This is a genomic window from Streptomyces sp. NPDC091682 (genome assembly GCF_044756625.1).
Taxonomy (GTDB): Bacteria; Actinomycetota; Actinomycetes; order Streptomycetales; family Streptomycetaceae; genus Streptomyces.
Map to the genome: position 1 here is coordinate 14829 of NZ_JBIVTH010000023.1, position 20433 is coordinate 35261.

The 20433-nt window shown below is 73.0% G+C and carries 12 protein-coding genes; 8 read left to right on the plus strand and 4 right to left on the minus strand.

What is annotated here, in order from left to right; translation table 11 throughout:
• Positions 1 to 36 precede the first annotated feature (36 nt).
• On the minus strand, positions 37 to 1683 hold the full coding sequence (locus ACIQK6_RS35535; RefSeq protein ID WP_329101303.1) for an MFS transporter: 1647 nt from the start codon (positions 1681 to 1683) through the stop codon (positions 37 to 39).
• A 383-nt stretch (positions 1684 to 2066) separates the two neighbouring features.
• On the opposite strand from ACIQK6_RS35535, the gene ACIQK6_RS35540 reads away from it, so the two are divergent.
• Positions 2067 to 2843, plus strand: coding sequence for an ABC transporter ATP-binding protein (locus ACIQK6_RS35540; protein ID WP_402696716.1), 777 nt, complete (start codon positions 2067 to 2069; stop codon positions 2841 to 2843).
• The gene (locus ACIQK6_RS35545; protein WP_402696664.1) at positions 2840 to 5428 is read left to right on the plus strand and encodes an ABC transporter permease; all 2589 of its coding nucleotides are present in this window, start codon (positions 2840 to 2842) and stop codon (positions 5426 to 5428) included. Before ACIQK6_RS35540 ends, ACIQK6_RS35545 begins: the two co-directional genes overlap by 4 nt.
• A gap of 95 nt (positions 5429 to 5523) precedes the next feature.
• Here the strand turns inward: ACIQK6_RS35545 and ACIQK6_RS35550 are convergent, their stop codons facing one another.
• Complete coding sequence (locus tag ACIQK6_RS35550; protein ID WP_329107878.1) at positions 5524 to 6915, minus strand: DUF2079 domain-containing protein; 1392 nt, start codon at positions 6913 to 6915, stop codon at positions 5524 to 5526.
• 245 nt (positions 6916 to 7160) lie between these two features.
• On the opposite strand from ACIQK6_RS35550, the gene mfd reads away from it, so the two are divergent.
• Entirely contained in the window at positions 7161 to 10694 is a 3534-nt protein-coding gene (gene mfd / locus ACIQK6_RS35555) for a transcription-repair coupling factor (protein ID WP_402696666.1), read from the plus strand.
• A gap of 87 nt (positions 10695 to 10781) precedes the next feature.
• Here mfd and ACIQK6_RS35560 read toward each other — a convergent pair whose 3' ends face one another.
• Positions 10782 to 11495: a hypothetical protein gene (locus ACIQK6_RS35560; protein ID WP_329101312.1), complete on the minus strand. Its 714-nt coding sequence runs from the start codon at positions 11493 to 11495 to the stop codon at positions 10782 to 10784.
• Positions 11496 to 11706: 211 nt separating this feature from the next.
• On the opposite strand from ACIQK6_RS35560, the gene ACIQK6_RS35565 reads away from it, so the two are divergent.
• The 3 genes from ACIQK6_RS35565 (at position 11707) to ACIQK6_RS35575 (ending at position 16001) form a co-directional block, all read left to right on the plus strand.
• Positions 11707 to 13737: an N-6 DNA methylase gene (locus ACIQK6_RS35565; protein WP_329101314.1), complete on the plus strand. Its 2031-nt coding sequence runs from the start codon at positions 11707 to 11709 to the stop codon at positions 13735 to 13737.
• A gap of 168 nt (positions 13738 to 13905) precedes the next feature.
• Positions 13906 to 14496, plus strand: a complete 591-nt coding sequence (locus ACIQK6_RS35570; protein WP_329101316.1) for a hypothetical protein — start codon at positions 13906 to 13908, stop codon at positions 14494 to 14496.
• Positions 14493 to 16001 carry a serine/threonine-protein kinase gene (locus tag ACIQK6_RS35575; protein WP_329101318.1) on the plus strand — a complete coding sequence of 503 codons (1509 nt, stop codon included), beginning with the start codon at positions 14493 to 14495 and terminating at the stop codon, positions 15999 to 16001. The genes ACIQK6_RS35570 and ACIQK6_RS35575 overlap by 4 nt, the downstream gene beginning before the upstream one ends.
• Here the strand turns inward: ACIQK6_RS35575 and ACIQK6_RS35580 are convergent.
• The gene (locus tag ACIQK6_RS35580) at positions 15985 to 18420 is read right to left on the minus strand and encodes a YfhO family protein (protein ID WP_402696669.1); all 2436 of its coding nucleotides are present in this window, start codon (positions 18418 to 18420) and stop codon (positions 15985 to 15987) included. The two genes, ACIQK6_RS35575 and ACIQK6_RS35580, sit on opposite strands and share 17 nt — an antisense overlap.
• A gap of 278 nt (positions 18421 to 18698) precedes the next feature.
• Here ACIQK6_RS35580 and ACIQK6_RS35585 point away from each other — a divergent pair, with 278 nt between their 5' ends.
• On the plus strand, positions 18699 to 19322 hold the full coding sequence (locus ACIQK6_RS35585; protein WP_329101322.1) for a SurA N-terminal domain-containing protein: 624 nt from the start codon (positions 18699 to 18701) through the stop codon (positions 19320 to 19322).
• Between the two features lie 53 nt (positions 19323 to 19375).
• A complete protein-coding gene (locus tag ACIQK6_RS35590) occupies positions 19376 to 20407 on the plus strand; it encodes a nucleoside triphosphate pyrophosphohydrolase (protein ID WP_329101324.1) in 1032 nt (343 codons plus the stop codon).
• Positions 20408 to 20433 lie beyond the last annotated feature (26 nt).

Genomic DNA, 20433 nt, shown 5'->3' on the forward strand with positions numbered 1-20433 from the left:
GGCCCGGTCATGACAAGGCGACATTCCGTGGACGTTCTACTCCTCGCGCTGTTCGCGCAGTTCCGGCAGGACGGGGAACCGGCGCGGCGCCACCAGCAGCAGGACCAGCAGCGCGGCCAGGGCGGCGGCCGTCGCGCCGAGGAAGATGTGCTCCACGGCGGCGGCCACGGCCTCGCGCAGGTAGCCGGCGGCGGCAGCGGTCAGCAGTTCCGGCCGGTCCAGCGCCTTCGCCACGTCGTCCAGGTGCTCCGGAAGGCCGGGTACGGGGGCGTCCGCCAGGCGCGCGGCGATGGTGGCGTTGGCGACGGCGGCGAGCAGGGCGGCGCCCACGCTCTGGCCGACCTGCCGGCAGAACAGCACCGAGGCCGTCGTGGTCCCGCGCTCTGCCCAGCCCACGGTGGACTGGACCCCGACGATCAGCGGGAGCTGGAAGAGACCGAGGGCGCCGCCCAGCAGCAGCATGATCAGTGCGGGCTGCCAGGGCCGGGCGGGGTGCGGCAGCAGGGTGAAGGAGAACAGGATCACCGCGGCGAGCGCGATCCCGACGGCCGCGGTGTTGCGGAAGCCGATGCGCCGGTAGACGTGCTGGCTGCAGGCGGCGGAGACGGGCCAGCTCAGGGTCATCACCGACATGACCAGGCCGGCGCCGACGGGGCCGAGGCCCAGCACGGACTGCGCGTAGGTCGGCATGAACACCATGGGGGCGACCATCAGCAGGCCGAGTGCCCCCATGGCCAGGTTGACGGCGGCGATGGTGCGCCGGCGCCATACCCAGCCGGGCAGGATCGGCTCCGGAGCCCGGCGTTCCACCCGGACCACGACGACGGCCAGCAGCGCGCTCGCGCCCAGCAGCCCGAGCGAGGGCGCGGACGGCCAGGGCCAGGCGACCCCGCCCTGGACGAGCGCGAAGAGCAGCAGTCCGCCGCAGGCGAAGACGGCGAGCGCGCCCGCCCAGTCGACCGGTCCCCGGCGCCCGGGCGACCGTACGGGCTCGGTCAGGTGACGGGAGACCATCCACAGGGCGAGCCCCGCCAGCGGCAGGTTGATCAGGAAGATCCAGCGCCAGTGCGCGTACGAGGCGAGCAGCCCGCCGAGCGCCGGGCCGGCCACGGCCGAGGTGGCCCAGACGCTGGACATCCGGGCCTGGATCCGCGGCCGGTCCCTGAGCGGGTAGAGGTCGGCGGCCAGGGTCTGGATCGTGCCCTGGAGGGCGCCGCCGCCCAGGCCCTGGACGATGCGGAAGGCGATGAGGGCGGCCATGTTCCAGGCGGCCGTGCACAGCAGCGAACCGACGAGGAAGAGGCCGATGCCGAAGAGCAGGACGGGCTTGCGGCCGAAGGTGTCGGACAGCTTCCCGTAGACGGGCAGGGTGACGGTCACCGCGAGCAGGTAGCCGGAGAAGAGCCAGGAGAAGACGGCGAACCCGCCGAGTTCGCCCACGATCTGCGGGACGGCGGTGGCCACGACGGTGCTGTCCAGGGCGACGAGGGCCATGCCGAGCATCAGCGAGGCGACCACCGGGGTCGGCGGGCGTGCGGCGGGCCCGGCCGAGGGTGCGGCGGGTCCGGTCGAGGGTGCGCCGCCGGCCCGGTTCTCGGCCGGAACCCCGGCGCCGGGGGTGTCGGCCGCGGGCCCCGAGGGTGTGCCGTCCGGGCTCGCGCCCGTGCTCTCCGCCGATGCCACCGAGATTCCTTCCCCCTGCACGCAACTGCGGGAAACACCATCTCACCGCCGCGTTCGGGGCGGTATCCCCCAGGGTCCGTACGCCGAAGGGTGCAGATCCCCTAGGGGTCCCTCCGCACAACGGGCCAGGGATCGTTCCTCCCGGCGGAGGAGGTGAGCTGCCCCGATGCCTCCTTAACTAGAACCTACGCACCACAGGCCGGGGGGTGGGGTTAACCCCCGGGCGGATACGGCGATGGGCACCAGCGCGCCGCGCATCCGCCCGGCGGAGACTTCATGACGGCGCGGGACGCACAGCCGCAACAGCCGCACACCGACGCTGACGCCTGCAGACGCACGCGGACGCACGCATCCGAAGAGGGAGAAAGACCGTGACAACGGCGATGACCGAAACCAGGCACGGGGGTACTGGAGGGCATGCAGCCGTCGCGGCCCGGGCACGAAACGTCGTCAAGGCGTACGGCTCAGGGGAGACGCGCGTCGTCGCCCTCGACGACGTCGACGTGAACATCATGAGCGGCCAGTTCACCGCGATCATGGGCCCCTCCGGTTCCGGCAAGTCCACGCTGATGCACTGCCTCGCCGGTCTCGACACGGTGACCAGCGGCCACATCCACCTGGACGACACCGAGATCACCGGGCTGAAGGACAAGAAGCTCACGCAGCTGCGCCGCGACCGGATCGGCTTCATCTTCCAGGCCTTCAACCTGCTGCCCACGCTCAACGCCCTGGAGAACATCACGCTCCCCATGGACATCGCGGGCCGCAAGCCCGACGCGGAGTGGCTGAACCGGGTCGTGGAGACGGTGGGCCTCGCCGGCCGCCTCAAGCACCGCCCGACCGAGCTCTCCGGCGGCCAGCAGCAGCGCGTGGCGGTCGCCCGCGCCCTCGCCGCCCGCCCGCAGATCATCTTCGGGGACGAGCCGACCGGAAACCTGGACTCCAGGGCGGGCGCCGAGGTCCTCGGCTTCCTGCGCCGCTCGGTGGACGAGCTCGGCCAGACGATCGTCATGGTCACGCACGACCCTGTGGCCGCCTCCTACGCGGACCGCGTCATCTTCCTGGCCGACGGCAAGATCGTCGACGAGATGTACGGTCCCACCGCCGACCAGGTCCTGGACCGCATGAAGGACTTCGACGCACGCGGGCGGACCTCATGAGCAACACCGTCCTGAAGACCTCGCGGCGCAACTTCGTCGCCCACAAGGGACGGATGGCGCTCTCCGCCGTCGCGGTCATGCTCTCCGTCGCCTTCGTCTGCGGCACCCTGGTGTTCACCGACACCATGAACACCACCTTCGACAAGCTGTTCGCCGTCACCGGCTCCAACGTCGCGGTCAGCCCGAAGGCGGCCGAGGACGGCGAGGAGATCTCGGCCACCGGCAAGCCCGACTCGCTGCCCGCCTCTACGGTCGAGCAGGTCAGGAAGGTGAACGGGGTCAAGTCCGCCGAGGGCGGCGTGGTCTCGATGGCCGTCACGGTCGTCAACTCCAAGAACGAGAACATGGGCTCGACCACCGGAGCCCCGACCATCGCGGGCAACTGGAGCGACAACGAGCTCAAGTCCATGAAGATCACCTCGGGTCAGGCCCCGCGCGGCCCCACCGAGGTCATGATCGACGCCGACACCGCCAAGAAGCACCACCTGAAGCTGGGTGACGAGCTGCGCACCATCGCCGTCACCGGCGACCTGCGCGCCAACATCTCCGGCATCGCCTCCTTCGCCGTGACCAACCCGGGCGCGGCGGTCGTCTACTTCGACACCGCCACCGCGCAGCGCGGTCTGCTCGGTTCCACGGACGCCTTCACGCACGTCAACGTGGTCGCCAAGGAGGGGGTGAGCGACGAGCAGCTGAAGCGGGACGTCGCCGCCGCCGTCGGCGCGGACACGTACAAGATCCAGACCGCCAAGGAAGCCGCGGACTCCAACCGCAAGGACGTCGGCTCCTTCCTCGACATCATGAAGTACGTGATGCTCGGTTTCGCGGGGGTCGCCTTCCTCGTCGGCATCTTCCTGATCTTCAACACGTTCTCGATGCTGGTCGCCCAGCGCACCCGCGAGATCGGTCTGATGCGCGCCATCGGCGCCGACAGCGGCCAGATCCTCAAGTCGGTGGTCTTCGAGGCCTTCCTGCTCGGTGTCGTCGGCTCGCTGCTGGGCGTCGGCGCGGGCGTGGGCCTGGCCGTCGGCCTGATGGAGATCATGGGCCAGCTGGGCATGCACCTGTCGACCGATGACCTGACCGTCGCCTGGACCACACCGGCCCTCGGCATCTTCCTCGGCGTCGTCGTCACCATCGTCTCCGCCTTCGTCCCGGCCCGCCGGGCCGGCAAGGTCTCCCCGATGGCGGCCCTGCGCGAGTCGGGCACCCCCGGCGACAAGAAGGCCGGCCGGGTCCGCGCCGCCCTGGGCCTGGTCCTCACCGGGATCGGCGGAGCCGCCCTGCTCCTCTCGGCGTCGGCCGAGGAGGCCGTACCCGGATCGACGTGGCTGGGCACGGGCGTGGTCCTCACCCTCATCGGCTTCATCATCATCGGCCCGCTGCTCGCCGGCGTCGTCGTACGGGCCCTGTCCGGCGCGGTGCTGCGGCCCTTCGGGCCCGTCGGCCGGCTCGCCGAGCGCAACGCGCTGCGCAACCCGCGCCGTACCGGTGCCACCGCCGCCGCGCTGATGATCGGCCTGGCGCTGGTCGCCTGCCTGTCGGTGGTCGGCTCGTCCATGGTGGCCTCCGCCACCGAGGAGCTCGACAAGACGGTGGGCGCGGACTACATCGTCCAGTCGCAGAACCAGCAGCAGCCGGTCGTGCCGCAGGCCGAGGAGGCGCTGCGCGCCGCCAAGGGCCTGGACCACGTCACCCCGTACCGGCAGGTGCCGGCCACGGTCACCGCCCCCGACGGGAGCTCCGAGAAGAGCGACCTGGCCGTCACCGACCTGACGTACGCCCAGGACCTGCGGCGCAAGATGGTCACCGGGGAGCAGACGGCGGCGTTCGGCGAGGGCGCGCTCTCCGTCGGCTCGATCTACGCGGACAAGCACCACGTCAAGGTCGGCGACGAGCTGAAGGTCGACTTCACCGGCGGCCGGACCGCCACGCTGAAGGTCGCCGCGATCACCCTCGACGAGGGCAACATCGACAGGGGATCGATCTACGTCAGCACCGCGACCGCCGCGAAGTTCCTGCCGGCCGACCAGATGCCCCGGCCGATCATGCTGTTGGCCTCGGCGAAGGACGGGCAGTCCGACGCGGCCGCGTACACCGCCGTCAAGGCGGCGCTGGCCGACTACCCGCAGTACCAGGTGCGCAACCAGACCGACTACAAGCAGGCCCTCAAGGACCAGGTCGGTCAGCTGCTGAACATGGTCTACGGGCTGCTCGCCCTCGCGATCATCGTCGCGGTCCTGGGCGTCGTGAACACCCTGGCCCTCTCGGTGGTCGAGCGGACCCGGGAGATCGGTCTGATGCGCGCCATCGGCCTCTCCCGCCGCCAGCTGCGCCGCATGATCCGCCTGGAATCGGTGGTCATCGCCCTCTTCGGCGCCCTGCTGGGCCTCGGGCTGGGCATGGGCTGGGGCGTGACCGCGCAGAAGCTGCTGGAGCTCGAGAACCTGAACGTCCTGGAGATCCCGTGGCCGACGATCCTCGGGGTGTTCGCCGCCTCGGCCTTCGTGGGCTTGTTCGCCGCACTGGTCCCGGCCTTCCGGGCAGGGCGGATGAACGTACTGAACGCGATCGCGAGCGAGTAACCGGCTCGCGTTCGTTCGGGGGAATGCCGGTCCGGGACCTCGGGGTCCCGGACCGGCGTCGTCGTACGGGGCGGGGCCGACGCCGGCCTTCCCCTTCACTCCCGCTGCATCAGGACGATGCCGCCGGCCTCGCCCACGAGGGTGAACCGCTCGCCGGGGTGCAGCTGGCCGGCGTAGCCGGTCGGGTCCTCGCCGGCCCACTTGGAGGAGTTGTCGATGGTGATCCAGTCGGGGACCACGCCCTTGCTGCCGCCGATCCACAGCACGCGGCAGCGGGAGGTCAGCCGGGTCAGCGGGGTGGTGTCGGCCTCCACAGTCGCCCCGTCGGGGATCCGGTCCAGGAGCCGCTCGATCGCCGTGACCCGCTCGGGCTTCTCGTACGTACGGGCCTCGACGAGCTTGGCCGTCGGCATGGCGGTCGCGCTCAGGGCGAGGGCGGCGGCCAGCACGGCGGTCGGCATCTGAAGGGCGTACGAGCGCAGCCGGGGGTGCTCGCTGCGCCGGACGGTGTCGATGGCGTCGACCAGGGCGAGGGCCACGACGGGCATGAGGACGGCGCTGTAGTGCCAGTCGGTGGACCAGTAGTGGTCGTCCCCCGACAGGAACCGCCAGCCGAGGGTGGGCGCGGCCACCAGGAGCAGCGGCGAGCGCAGCGCGAGCAGCCCGGAGGTGGGGACCAGCACCCAGGCCAAGGTGGTGAGCTTGGTGCCGATGCCGCCGAGCGGACCCGCCCCGTCGATCTTGTCCCAGTAGCCGTACCCCGCCGTGGCGAAGGCCGGTATGAAGACGGTGAACACCAGGACGGCGAAGACGCAGGCCGCGGCGGCGACGCCGAGCGCGGCCATGGCGATCCGCCGGTTGGCGTCGCGGGCCCGCCAGGCCACCACCACGGCCAGCGCGGCGAGCGTGAAGCCGAGGTCCTCCTTGACGAGGACCAGCGGCAGCCCCCACAGCAGGGCGGCCCGCCAACGTCGGGCGAGCACCGCCTCCAGGGCGAAGGCCAGCAGGGGCACGGCGAAGGCGATCTCGTGGAAGTCGAACTCGACGGCCCGCTGGACGCCCCAGGACAGCCCGTACGCGATGCCGACCGCGAGTCCGCGGGCCCGGCCGAGGAACCGTACGGCCGCCCGGGTGACGGGCACGGCGGACAGCGCGAACAGCGCCGACTGCACGACCAGCAGGGTGAGGGGCCCGGGGAAGACCCGGTAGACGGGGGCGACGAGCGCGATGATCGGGCTGAAGTGGTCCCCGAGGATGTTGGCCCCCGGCCCCTTCAGGTCGGCGACGGGCTCCTGCAGGTGCGCGTACGCGCGGATCGCCTGCTCGAAGATCCCCAGGTCCCAGGAGGCCCAGTCCATCCGCCGGAACCGGCCGACGGACAGGACGAGGTAGACGGCGAACAGTCCGGCGGCCACCAGCCAGGGCGGGGCCCACGCGTACCGGTCCGGTTTCGCGGGTGCCGGTACCACCGGCGCCGGGCGGGCCATCGCATCGCTCGTCACGGACTCGTGCTCCTCCGCAGGTAGTGGTCTCCCCGGCGGAAGACGACACGGCGAGCTCGGACAGGCAGAACAGGAACATCGTAAAGCGGCGCGGGGGGCGTCGTCGTAGGGTGGGAACCCCCGGCCCGTGCGACGTGTCGGGCCCTTCGCGTTGCCCCCGCACCCGCACCGCACCGCACCGCACCGCACACCTTCAGACTCCAGACCTTCACCGGACGGAAAGCCTCTTCATGAGCCTGCACGGACTGCTCGACGCCGTCACCCGTGATGCCGCCCTCGCCGAGGCGGTCAGCGCGGCCGGGGACGGCAAGCGCATGCACGTGGACCTGGTCGGACCCGCCGCCGCGCGGCCCTTCGCGATCGCCGCGCTGGCCCGGCAGACGGGGCGGACCGTGCTGGCGGTCACCGCCACCGGGCGCGAGGCCGAGGACCTCGCCGCCGCGCTGCGCTCCTTGCTGCCGCCCGACGAGGTGGTGGACTACCCGTCGTGGGAGACCCTCCCGCACGAGCGGCTCAGTCCGCGCAGCGACACCATGGGCCGCCGGCTCGCCGTCCTGCGCCGCCTGGTGCACCCGAGCAAGGACGACCCGGCCGCAGGTCCCGTGAGCGTGCTCGTCGCGCCCATCCGGTCGGTGCTCCAGCCACAGGTCAAGGGGCTCGGTGAGCTGGTCCCGGTCAGCCTGCGCCAAGGCGGCGGCGCCGACCTCGGCGAGATCACCGAGGCGCTGGCCGCCGCCGCGTACGCGCGGGTCGAGCTCGTCGAGAAGCGCGGGGAGTTCGCCGTGCGCGGCGGCATCCTCGACGTGTTCCCGCCCACCGAGGAACACCCGCTGCGCATCGAGTTCTGGGGCGACGAGGTCGAAGAGATCCGTTACTTCAAGGTCGCCGACCAGCGCTCCCTGGAGATCGCCGAGCACGGGCTGTGGGCCCCGCCCTGCCGCGAGCTGCTGTTGACCGACGCGGTACGGGAGCGGGCCGCGGCCCTCGCCGAGGCCCACCCCGAGCTCGGCGAGCTGCTGCACAAGATCGCCGAGGGGATCGCCGTGGAGGGCATGGAATCCCTCGCCCCGGTCCTCGTCGACGAGATGGAACTGTTGATCGACGTGCTGCCCGCCGGGTCGATGGCCGTGGTCTGCGATCCGGAGCGGGTCCGGACCCGGGCCGCCGACCTCGTGGCGACGAGCCAGGAGTTCCTGATGGCCTCCTGGGCGGCCACCGCGGGCGGCGGCGAGGCCCCCATCGACGTCGGCGCGGCCTCGCTCCGCGGGATCGCCGACGTCCGCGACCGGGCCCGCGAGCTGGACATGATGTGGTGGTCGGTGTCGCCCTTCGCCGCCGACGAGAGCGCGGGCGGCAGCGACACCCTCAAGCTCGGCATGCACGCCCCGGAGGCCTACCGGGGCGACACCGCCCGGGCGCTGGCCGACACCAAGGGCTGGATCGCCGACGGCTGGCACACCGTCTACCTCACCGAGGGCCACGGCCCGGCCGCCCGTACCGTCGAGGTGCTCGGCGGCGAGGGCATCGCGGCCCGGCTGGAGCCGGAACTGCGCTCCCTCGAGCCGAGCCTGGTGCACGTCGCCTGTGGCTCGATCGACAACGGCTTCGTCGACCCGGTGCTGCGCCTGGCCGTCCTCACCGAGACCGACCTGACCGGTCAGCGCACCGCCACCAAGGACCTCGGCCGGATGCCGACCCGGCGCCGCAAGACCATCGACCCGCTGACCCTGGAGGCCGGCGACTACATCGTCCACGAGCAGCACGGCGTGGGCCGCTACGTCGAGATGGTCCAGCGCACGGTGCAGGGCGCCACCCGCGAGTACCTGCTGGTGGAGTACGCGCCGGCCAAGCGCGGCCAGCCCGGCGACCGCCTCTACATCCCCACCGACCAGCTGGAGCAGGTCACCAAGTACGTGGGCGGCGAGGCCCCGACCCTGCACCGGCTCGGCGGCGCCGACTGGACCAAGACCAAGGCGCGCGCGAAGAAGGCTGTCAAGGAGATCGCCGCCGACCTCATCAAGCTCTACAGCGCGCGCATGGCGGCCCCCGGCCACACCTTCGGACCGGACACCCCCTGGCAGCGCGAGTTGGAGGACGCCTTCCCGTACGCGGAGACGCCCGACCAGCTCACCACCATCGCCGAGGTCAAGGAGGACATGGAGAAGTCGGTCCCGATGGACCGGCTGATCTGCGGCGACGTCGGATACGGCAAAACCGAAATTGCCGTGAGAGCCGCGTTCAAGGCGGTCCAGGACGGCAAGCAGGTCGCCGTCCTCGTCCCGACGACCCTGCTCGTGCAGCAGCACTACGGCACCTTCTCCGAGCGCTACAGCCAGTTCCCCGTCAAGGTGAAGGCGCTCTCGCGCTTCCAGAGCGAGGGCGAGTCCAAGGCCACCCTGGAGGGCCTCCACGAGGGCTCGGTGGACGTGGTCATCGGTACCCACCGGCTGTTCTCGCAGGAGACGAGGTTCAAGGACCTCGGCCTGGTCATCGTCGACGAGGAGCAGCGCTTCGGCGTGGAGCACAAGGAGCAGCTGAAGAAGCTCCGCGCCAACGTGGACGTGCTCACCATGTCCGCGACCCCGATCCCGCGCACCCTGGAGATGGCGGTGACCGGCATCCGCGAGATGTCGACGATCACCACCCCGCCGGAGGAGCGCCACCCGGTGCTGACCTTCGTCGGCCCGTACGAGGAGAAGCAGATCGGTGCGGCCATCCGCCGCGAGCTGCTGCGCGAGGGCCAGTGCTTCTACATCCACAACCGGGTCGAGTCGATCGACCGGGCGGCGGCCAAGCTGCGCGAGATCGTGCCCGAGGCGCGGATCGCGACGGCGCACGGCCAGATGTCGGAGCAGGCCCTGGAGCAGGTCGTCGTCGACTTCTGGGAGAAGAAGTTCGACGTGCTCGTCTCGACGACGATCGTCGAGTCCGGCATCGACATCTCCAACGCCAACACCCTGATCGTGGAGCGCGGCGACAACTTCGGCCTGAGCCAGCTGCACCAGCTGCGCGGCCGCGTCGGGCGCGGCCGCGAGCGCGGGTACGCGTACTTCCTCTACCCGCCGGAGAAGCCGCTGACCGAGACCGCGCACGAGCGGCTCGCGACGATCGCCCAGCACACCGAGATGGGCGCGGGCATGTACGTGGCGATGAAGGACCTGGAGATCCGCGGCGCGGGCAATCTGCTCGGCGGCGAGCAGTCCGGTCACATCGCGGGCGTCGGCTTCGACCTCTACATCCGGATGGTCGGCGAGGCCGTGGCCGACTACCGGGCCGCGGTCGAGGGTCAGGTGGAGGAGGAGCCGCCGCTGGAGGTCAAGATCGAGCTGCCGGTCGACGCGCACGTTCCGCACGACTACGCGCCCGGCGAGCGGCTGCGCCTGCAGGCGTACCGGTCCATCGCCTCCGCCACCTCCGAGGCGGACATCAAGGCCGTGTGGGAGGAGCTCACCGACCGCTACGGCAAGCTGCCGGAGCCGGTGGAGAACCTGCTGCTGGTGGCCGGGCTGCGGATGCTGGCCCGGGCCTGCGGGGTCGGGGACATCACCCTCCAGGGCAACAACGTCCGGTTCGGGCCGGTGGAGCTGCGCGAGTCGCAGGAGCTGCGGCTCAAGCGGCTCTACCCGGGGACGGTGCTCAAGCCCGCCACCTCGCAGGTGCTGGTCCCGCGCCCGAAGGCGGGCAAGATCGGCGGGAAGCCGGTGGTCGGGCGGGAACTGCTGGCCTGGACGGGGGAGTTCCTCACCACCATCCTCGGTTCGTAGCGGCCGTAGCGGATGCGCTGACGACGGGAACGGCCGTGGCCGGGGACCTCAGGGGCCCCCGGCCACGGCCGTTCCCGCGTGCGCGGCTCAGCCCAGCTGGTCCGCGTCTATGACGTCCTTGTCGGCCGGGGCCTCGGCCTGGACCGGCTTGTCGAAGCCCGAGAAGGAGATCTCGGCCGGTTCCTTGCCGGTGATGCCCGCCTTGAGCAGGTAGGGCGTGCCCTCGGTGGCGACCAGCAGGGTCTCGGTGCCCTCGTCGGTCTTCGTGGTCAGGGTGAGGGCCTTCTGGCCGTCGACCGAGGTGACCTTGCCCTTCTCCGCGCCCTTGCTGTCGTCGAACTCCTTGAGCAGTTCGTCCAGGTCGCACAGGGAGGCGAGCTCCTTGGCGTCGGCGTCCGAGACCTTCGACTTCAGCCAGTGGCCCGCCAGCAGCTTGACCGCCCCGTCCGCCTGGTCCTTGGGCAGGTCCTTCATCTGCGAGCGGTAGAAGGGCTCGTCCGCCTTGATGAACACGAACTGGGCGTTGCGGATCAGCTCGAAGGAGCCCTCCTGGCCGGCCATCGTGCCCCGGCAGTCGCCGGTCTTGCTGACGGCCATGTTCAGGTCCATCGGCTTGCCGTCGGCCCAGATCTTGCCGCTGACGGTGAGCGAGGTGGCGCCGCGCAGGGCGTCCACGGACTTGTCCGCGACCTCGGAGCCGGAGAGATCCGCGAACGGGCCGGAGGCGAAGCACCCGGTGAGGCCGAGGGCGGCGGCGCAGGCGAGGGCGGCGGTGGCGGTGAGGCGGTGAGCGGTGCGCATGGGGACTCTCTAGGGCAGCTGGAAGGGGTAAAGGAAGATTAAAGGAGAACCGGAAGATCATGTTCCGCTCGTGGGCGTGTGCAGCGGTCCGGCGGGTGAAGGCGTGCCGATCACAGCAGATTCTTGTGAACCGAGTCAACATGATTCACAGATATTCTTGAGTTCACGCTGTGAATCGATCTCTCGAGCGTGAGCGGGTATGCTCCCCGGCATGCCCGAGGAGAACGCCGCAGCAGAGGTCACCGCGGCCGAGGTCGCCCGCCTGGCCGGAGTCGGCCGCGCGGCCGTGAGCAACTGGCGCCGCCGCCACGCCGACTTCCCCAAGCCTGTCGGCGGCACCGAAACCAGCCCCTCCTTCTCCCTGGACGAGGTGGAACACTGGCTGCGCGCCCAGGGCAAGCTCGCCGAGGTCCCGCTGCGCGAACGCGTCTGGCAGCAGATCACCGCCCACCCCGGCGGGGCCGTCACCGCCCTCGTCACGGCGGGCGGCGCCCTGCTCGTCGTACGCGACCGGCCCGCCGACTGGCTGCAGCTGACCGCGGTCTCCGACGCACGCATGTCCACCCTGCTGCGGCCCGTCCTCGACCAGGTGCTCGGCGCGCGCCTCGGGACCGGCCACGCGCTCGCCGAGATCCCGCTGCGCCCGGCCACCATGCCGCTGCTGCGGGCCGCCGCCGAACTCGCCGCCGAACTCGGCGCCCGCCAGGCCTTCGAGTTCCTCCTCGGACGCCACCTCGACGCCAACCCGCGCCAGTACACGCTCACCCCGGATTCTCTCGCCGGGCTCATGGCCGCCCTCGCCGGACCCGCAGCGCGCACCGTCCTCGACCCCGCCTGCGGCACCGGCACCCTGCTGCGGGCCGTCCCCGGCGCCACCACCCTGTACGCGCAGGACTCCGCGCCCGAACTCGCCGCGCTCGCCGCCCTGCGCCTCGCCCTGAACGGAACGCCCCGGATCCGCGCGGCCGCGGCCGACAGCCTGCGGGCCGACGCCTTCGCCCAGGACACCGTCGACGCCGTGCTCTGCCACCCGCCGTTCAACGAACGCGGTTGGGGCCACGAGGAACTGGCCTACGACCCGCGCTGGGAGTACGGCTTCCCGGCCCGCACCGAATCCGAACTCGCCTGGGTCCAGCACGCCCTGGCCCACCTGCGCGAAGGCGGCACCGCCGTCCTGCTCATGCCGCCCGCCGTCGCCGCCCGCCGCTCCGGCCGCCGCATCCGCGCCGACCTGCTGCGCCGCGGCGCGCTACGGGCCGTCGTCGCACTCCCGGCCGGGGCGGCGCCCCCGTACGGAATCCCCCTGCACCTGTGGGTGTTGCGCCGACCCGCCCCGCACGCGGCGCCCCCGGCCGGGCTGCTGCTCGTCGACACCGCCGCGCTCGCCGCCGACACCCCCCTGCGCACGGCATGGCCCGCCGTGCACGGCGCGGTGCAGGACGCCTGGAGCGCGTACGACCGCACCGGCTCGCTCGCCCAGGAGCCCGGCGTCAGCCGCGTGGTCCCCGTCATCGAGCTGCTGGACGACGACGTCGACCTCACCCCCGCCCGCCACCTGCCCCCGCCGGCCGCCGGTGGCGGTCCCGCCGCGCTGACCGCCGTACGGGAGCAGCTCGGCGAGACCCTCGGCCGGGCCGCCCGGCTCACCCCGCCGCCCGCGGCGGCGCCCGCCGGGGGCACGGCCCGACCGCCGATGACCACCGTCGGCGAACTCGCCCGCGCCGGAGCCCTGGAGCTGCACACCGGCACCGGCGGCGGCACCGGATCGGCCCCCGTCCTCACCGAACAGGACGTCTACACCGGGAGCGGCCCCTCCGGCACCCTGGTGCCCACCGCCGACGAGCCCGTGCTCACCGCCCCCGGCGACGTACTCGTCCCCCTCGTTGGCGGAGCGACCATCGCCCGGGTCGTGGGCGAAGCCGTCGCGGGCGCGGTACCGGGCCGCGGCCTGGCCCTGCTGCGCCCCGACCCCGACGCCCTCGACCCGTGGTTCCTGGCCGGATTCCTGCGCGGCACCGCCAACACCCGCCGCGCCAGCAGCCACGCCTCCACCGCCACCCGGCTCGACGTACGCCGGCTCCAGCTGCCCCGGCTGCCCCTGGCACAACAACAGAGCTACGGGCTCCGCTTCCGCGCGCTCGCCGAGTTCGAGGACGCACTACGGCTGGCGGGGCGGCTCGGCGAACAACTCGTACAGGGTTTCCACGACGGTCTCTCCGACGGCACGGTCACGCCGGAGTGAACGGCCGTGCAGCGAGCGTGCAACGGTTGCGCGCATCCCCTCACCCCTGGCCGGGAACGCTGTATACCCTCAGACCCGAAACTTCTTCCGCACGGCCCGTCAGGAGCAGCGATGCACGGCCCCGGCCTTCCGCCGCAGCACGGCCCCCAGTCCGATTCGGGGGGTGTGATGGCATTGCGCGTGGTGTTCGTGCTGCTGCCCATCCTCAGCTGCGGCTTCCTCGCCTGGGGGTCGTTGCTGCGACTCGCCCTGGTCACGCGCAAGTCCCGTGACTGGGCGCTGATGGTGGCCAGCTGCGTGCTCGCCGTCGTGTGGATGGCGCTCATCCAGGCCGACCCCACGCCCGAAGTCAACGGCTGGCAGAGCGACCTGGGCGCCGGCGGCTCGATCCTCATGGGTTTCGCGATCTGCGTGTACTTCCTCGTCGCCGACATCAAGCACCACGAGGCCCGGCGGTCGGCCCTGACCTCACAGTGGTACCCGGCGCAGCCCGCTCCGTACGTCCACCCGCAGCCGTCCGGGCCCGCCTACGGGTACCCGCCCGCCACGGCCACCACCCGGCCCTCCACCCCGACGCCGACCCCCGCGCCGACCCCGGCCCCTCCGCAGGTGCCGCCGCAGCCGACGCCGCCCCCGCGCATCGGGCAGGTCCGCGCCGAGCTCGACGAGCTCAGCGAGCTGCTGCGCAAGCAGACCCCGCCGGCCGGCGGCCCCCGCCACGATCCCCACCAGACCCCGTACCAGGACCCGCAGCAGTGACCGACCGGCTCATCGGCGACCGCTACCAGCTCGCGACCGTCCTCGGTCAGGGCGGCATGGGCCAGGTATGGACCGCCTACGACCGGCGCCTGGACCGCCGCGTCGCCGTCAAACTGCTGCGCCCCGACAAGGTCGCGGGCCCCGGCACCGTCGCCGAGGAGCTGCGCCGCCGCTTCGTGCGCGAGTGCCGGGTCACCGCGCAGGTCGACCACCCCGGCCTGGTCACCGTGCACGACGCGGGCAGCGACGGCGACGAACTCTTCCTCGTCATGGGCTACGTGGAGGGCGCCGACCTCGCCGACCACCTCGCCGAGCACGACCCCTACCCCTGGCAGTGGGCGGTCGCCGTCGTCGCGCAGCTGTGCTCGGTCCTGTCGGCCGTGCACGCGGTGCCGATCGTGCACCGGGACCTGAAGCCGCGCAACGTGATGGTCCGCCCGGACGGCACGGTGCTCGTCCTGGACCTCGGCGTGGCCTCGGTGATGGACACCGACACCACCCGCCTCACCAGCACCGGCTCGCCCATCGGTAGCCCCGCGTACATGGCGCCCGAGCAGGCCATGGGCGGCGCCGTGGGCCCGTACACCGACCTGTACGCCCTCGGCGTGCTGCTGTACGAACTCCTCACCGGCAACGTCCCCTTCGCCGGATCCACCGCCCTCGGCGTCCTGCACCGCCACCTGTACGAGCCCCCGCTCCCGGTCCGCCAGGCGCGCCCGGAGATCCCGCCGGAGCTGGAGAAGCTCCTGCTCCACCTCCTCGCCAAGGACCCGCAGGACCGGCCCTCCTCCGCCCAGGAGGTCTACGAGGCGCTGGCCCCGCTGCTGCCCGCCCGCGGCAGCCGCACCCCGTCCGGCCCGCTCGACCCGACCCGGCCCTTCCTGCGCCCGCAGGCACCCTGGCCGGACCGGGCCGCGGCCATCCCCCCGCGGCCGAGCACCCCGCCCGCGCCGCCCAAGGCCGACGTCCCCGGAGCCGTGGACGAGGCCCGCAAGGCCCTGGACGAGGGGCGGCTCACCCAGGCCGTGGACATCCTCGGCGGCATCCTCCCGGCGGCGGCCGCCGAGCACGGGGAGCACTCCCCGGTGGTGCGCTCCCTGCGCAAGCAGTACGCCGCCACGCTGATGGACGACGGCCAGTACCGGCGGGCCCTGCCGGAACTGCGCCGCCTCGCCGACGAGTTCCCGGCCGGGGACCCCCAGTCGCTGCGCTTCCGCTACGACTCGGCTCAGTGCCTGGAGCAACTGGGCGAGCCGGCCGCCGCCCTGGCCGAGTACCGCTCGCTGCTCCCGTTCTTCGAGAACCACTACGCCAACCCGGACCCGGGCCTCCCGCTGGAGGTCCGCCGCCGGATAGCCCACCTGCTGCTCTCCCTCGGCGACCGCCAGGCGGCCCACGACACCCTGGCCCGGCTGCTGTTCGACGCGGAACGGCTGCACGGCCCGGGCCACCCCTTCCCGGCCGAGATCCGCCGCACGTTGCAGTGGCTCAGCCAGGTCCGCTGACCGAGCGCCGGGTGCGTCCCCGCAGGGCCGCGAGCAGCAGGATCCCCGACGCGCCCGCCAGGACGGCCAGCCCCGGAACCAGACCCGGCGGGCGGAACTCACAGCTCACCCGGGTGGTGCCGGGGGTGAGCGGGACCGCCACCAGGCCCAGGTGACCGGCGGCCGGGCGGCCGTTGCAGGTCCAGCCGGCGATCGCGGGGACCGAGAGGACCGCCGTGCCGGTCGTGCCCGGCGGGAGGGTGGCGCGGACCCCGGAGGAGTCGACCCGGACCGAGGTCGCGGCCGTTGCCCGCAGGCCGGCGACCGCGGCGTCGAGCCGCGTCCGGTCCAGGCAGGACAGGGTCCACCGCGGGGGCGGGGCCGCGTCGAAGACCAGGGCCGAGGACTCCCCGCGGGAGGGGCCCATCGGCTGGAGGGCGGCCCGGTTGCGGGGGGCGTTGCCGTTCAGGCGGAAGGCGGGGCCGTCCGCGAGGCGGGCCGTCGCGTTGTACTCGGGGGCCCACAGGTAGGCCTCCGTGCCCGCGCGGCAGGTGCCGGGTGTGAGCGGGTCCTCGTACACCCGAGCGCCCAGCAGTGCTTCCTGGTTGGCGAAGGGGGAGTCCTCGGCGTAGGACAGGGGGGCGCCGGGCGGGCGGGTCGTCACCAGCGGGGGCACCTGGGCGCGGCGGACCGTGCCGTCGGGCTGCAGGCGTGCGCCGACCGCGAAGACGGCGTCCGTGACCGGGTTGTCGATGCTCTGGACGTTGCGTCCGCGCGAGGTCCAGCCCGCCCCGAGGGCGACCATCGTGCGGGTGAACACGTCCGGGGTGTGGCTGCTGTAGTAGGCGCCGCCCTCGCCGCCGAGCAGCAGCGGGTCGTTGCCCGTCAGGGCGGGCCGGCTCGGGTCGGTGCGGTACGCGGGCCAGCCGTCGGCCGCCGCCAGGGCCTCGGCGCGCGCGGTGTGCGCCGGCCCCCAGGACGGGTAGTCGTCGAGCCCGCCCAGCTTGCCCTTGTGTCCGTAGGCGGTGGTCGCGGCGGCCTGGGCCAGGAGGACCAGCGCGAGCAGTGTGGCCGCCGGCCACGCGGGACGGCGGTGGCGCAGCGACCACCAGGCCGCCCCCGCCAGGGCCAGCCCGCCGGCGAAGAGCGCGTAGCCCGCCGCCGTCACCAGCGGGCTGCTCTGCGCCCACAGCGCGGCGACCGAAAGGACGCCCGCTCCCGCGGCCAGCGCCGGCGGCCGCGGCGGGCCCGCGGCCAGCCCGGTCCAGGCGGCGATCACGGCGATCCCGGCCAGCACGAAGGTCTGCCGGTACGGGCTTCCGTTCGGGGTGGCGAACAGGTGCCAGGCCAGATGGGTCGGCGCCCACTGGAGGGAGAGCGCCACGGCCACGGTCAGCCCCGCCCACCACAGCCGGGTGCGCGCCGGGACCGCCCGGTGGAAGGGCAGCGCGGCCACCAGCAGCAGGGTTCCGGTGCCCACGAAGACGGCGGGGGAGGAGAAGGAGTACGTCCCGGGCAGCAGCCGTGCGAACAGGTCCGCCCAGGTCACCGGCCGGAACTCCTTGACCCATCCCGGATAGGCCCGTCCGGAGCTGAGGAAGAGGGGCAGGAGGACGGGCGCCGCGAGCGCGATCCCGAGCAGGGTCGTCCCGGCGCCCCGCGCGATCACCGACAGCCGGCTCGAGGTGCCCTCCCGGGTGAGCGCCACCCGTACCAGCAGCACCAGCGCCGCACCCAGCGTCGCCATGTAGGCGGTGTAGAAGTTCGCCGTCCAGCAGACCGCGACGACCAGCGGCGCCAGCAGGACCCGGCGCCCGCGCAGGGCCCATTCGCCGGTCAGGCACAGCAGGGGGAAGGCGAGCAGCCCGTCCAGCCACATCGGGTTGTACGAGGCTTCGATCACCGACCAGCCGCACAGCGCATACGAGGCCCCGAGCAGGCCGGCCGCCCACCAGGGCCCGCGGCGCTGCGTGCGCAGCAGCCAGGCCATCGCGGCCGCCGCGGCCGCCGTCTTGAGCACGGTCACGACGTACACGGCGAGGTCGATGTCCGCGCGCGGGAAGAGACCGACGAGGACGGCGAAGGGGCTGGTCAGGTAGGTGCCCAGGTCCGGCAGGAAACTCATGCCGTAGCCGGAGCGCCAGTTGAACAGCAGTCCGCCCTCCGCGCGGCCGTGCAGCAGGTCCCACAGCTGCGCGTGGAAGGGGACGAACTGGTTGCCGAGGTCGTTGATGCTGCGGTGGCGCGGCCCGTAGGGGAACACCCGGGTGGCGGCGTCCCCGGCGCACACCGCCACCGCCGTGAGCAGGGCGGCGAACGCCGAGCCGAGCAGGCTCCGGCGGCGCGGTGAGCCGTGCGGTGAGCGGCGCGGTGCGGGAGACGGTGCGGGACGCGGTGCGGGACGCGGCGAGGGGTGCGGCGAGCGGTGCGTTGTCGACATGGTGGGCCGACCTTGGCAGGGCCGGGTGACCGAAGGGTGGCCTCAGGGTTGCCGGTGGCCGATCCCGGCGGCGCGAGGGGCTCGGGGTCCCCAGAACGGGTGACGGGTGGCGTGCCGGACCCGCCCGTGCCCGCCGGCTCGCCTATGAACGGTGCGTGTTCGGTCCGCGCGTGAATCGTTGGTCGAACCGGTGGTCCGGATCACCGTGACCTCATAACATCGATCACCGCACGGCCCTTTGTGCACTGACGCACAATCTTCCGGCCCTGGAGGCTCCTTTGCACCGTCGCACAGCGCTCTCCGTCTCCGCCGCCCTGCTCGTGGCGGCGCCCCTGCTGTCCGCCTGCTCGGGCGAGCCGCGAGCCGGCACCGCGGCCGTCGTGGGCGGCGAACGGATCACCACCTCCGCGCTCCAGGCCCAGGTCAACGACGTCCGTGCGGCGCAGAACCGGTCCGGGCAGGCCGCTGCCGAGCTCATCGCGAGCACCCCCCACCTGGAGCGGCAGAAGCTCGACGCGCTCCTCCAGAGCCGGATCATCGACAAGATGGCCGATACCGCCGGGCTCACGGCCACCCAGAAGGACATCGAGGACGAACGCAAGGCGTACGTCGACGAGAACGGCGGCAACGAGCAGTTCGAGGCACTGCTCCTGCAGAAGGGGGCCATGGCCCCCGGCCAGGTCGACCGCTTCCTCCGGGACCGGGTGCTCCTCACCGCGCTCACCGCCAAGTACGGAGCCGGGAAGCTGGAGCAGCCCGCCCGCGCCGCCGTCGAGGCACTGCACATCGAGGTGAACCCGCGCTACGGCGCCTGGGACGCCAAGGAGATCAAGCTCGGCACCGGGGAGACGCCCTGGATCACCCAGCGGACGCGGCCCGAGGCGGCGCCCGCCGGAGCCTGAGGCTCCGGGGTCCCGCGGGCCGCGGGCCGGCGCGCCGGAGGTAGGTTCGGAGGGTGACCGACCACTCCGAACCCACCGCCACCGCCGCCGCCGAGCCCACGGGCCGCATCGTCCTGCTGACCACCAGCCACCGGGTCGCCCCCGGCGTACTGTCCTGGCCGGCGTGGCAGACCCTGCACGCAGCGGACCGGGTGCTGTGCGCCGACCCCGACCACCCGCAGCTGCCGTACCTGCGGGAGGCGGGCATCGAGGTCGCGTTCGAGAGCCCGGACGCGCACGCGCTGGTCGAGGCCTGCGCGGGCGGCCGTACGGTCGTGGTGCTCCCGGGCGGCGAGGGCGACCAGCGGCTCACCGACGGGCTGGCCCGGCTGGCCGGCTCGGGCCGGGTCTCGATGCCCGACCTGGAACTCCTTCCGGGCTCCTACGACCTGCCGGGCGCGCGCCTGCTCGACCTGGTCCAGGTGATGGACCGGGTCCGGCGCGAGTGCCCGTGGACCTCCCGGCAGACCCACCGGGGCCTGGCCAAGTACGCGATCGAAGAGGCGTACGAGCTGGTCGAGGCCATCGAGGACGGGGACCGGGAGGAGCTGCGCGAGGAGCTCGGCGACGTGCTGCTCCAGGTGGTCTTCCACGCCCGGATCGCCGAGGAGGCCGGCGGGGACGGCGAGGACGGCGAGGACGCTACCGAGGCCTTCTCCATCGACGACGTGGCCGGGGCGCTGGTCACCAAGCTGATCCACCGGCATCCGCACGTCTTCGGCGACGCGGAGGCCGAGACCCCGGAGGACGTCAACGCGCACTGGCAGCGCACCAAGGCGGTGGAGAAGCGGCGGGAGTCGGTCACCGACGGGATCCCGGTGGGCCAGCCCGGCTTGGCGCTCGCCGCCAAGCTCGCGGGCCGGGCCCGGACGGGCGGCGTGGCCGTGGAACTGCCCCGCGGCGAGGGCATCGGGTACGAACTGCTCGAGCTCGCGGCCCGTGCCGAGGCGGCGGGGACCGACCCCGAGACCGCGCTGCGCGCGGCGGCCCGCGCCTACCGGGACGCGATCCGGGCGGCCGAGGGCGTGGCGGAGCCGGGCGAGTAGGGGACCTTCCTCGAGGGGGCCTTCCT

Excerpts from the sequence above, each read along its gene's own strand:
- ACIQK6_RS35540 (WP_402696716.1), top strand. The coding sequence starts at position 2,067 with ATGACCGAAACCAGGCACGGGGGTACTGGAGGGCATGCAGCCGTCGCG.
- ACIQK6_RS35545 (WP_402696664.1), top strand. The coding sequence starts at position 2,840 with ATGAGCAACACCGTCCTGAAGACCTCGCGGCGCAACTTCGTCGCCCAC.
- ACIQK6_RS35550 (WP_329107878.1), bottom strand. The coding sequence starts at position 6,915 with ATGGCCCGCCCGGCGCCGGTGGTACCGGCACCCGCGAAACCGGACCGG.
- mfd (WP_402696666.1), top strand. The coding sequence starts at position 7,161 with ATGAGCCTGCACGGACTGCTCGACGCCGTCACCCGTGATGCCGCCCTC.
- ACIQK6_RS35560 (WP_329101312.1), bottom strand. The coding sequence starts at position 11,495 with ATGCGCACCGCTCACCGCCTCACCGCCACCGCCGCCCTCGCCTGCGCC.
- ACIQK6_RS35565 (WP_329101314.1), top strand. The coding sequence starts at position 11,707 with ATGCCCGAGGAGAACGCCGCAGCAGAGGTCACCGCGGCCGAGGTCGCC.
- ACIQK6_RS35570 (WP_329101316.1), top strand. The coding sequence starts at position 13,906 with ATGGCATTGCGCGTGGTGTTCGTGCTGCTGCCCATCCTCAGCTGCGGC.
- ACIQK6_RS35580 (WP_402696669.1), bottom strand. The coding sequence starts at position 18,420 with ATGTCGACAACGCACCGCTCGCCGCACCCCTCGCCGCGTCCCGCACCG.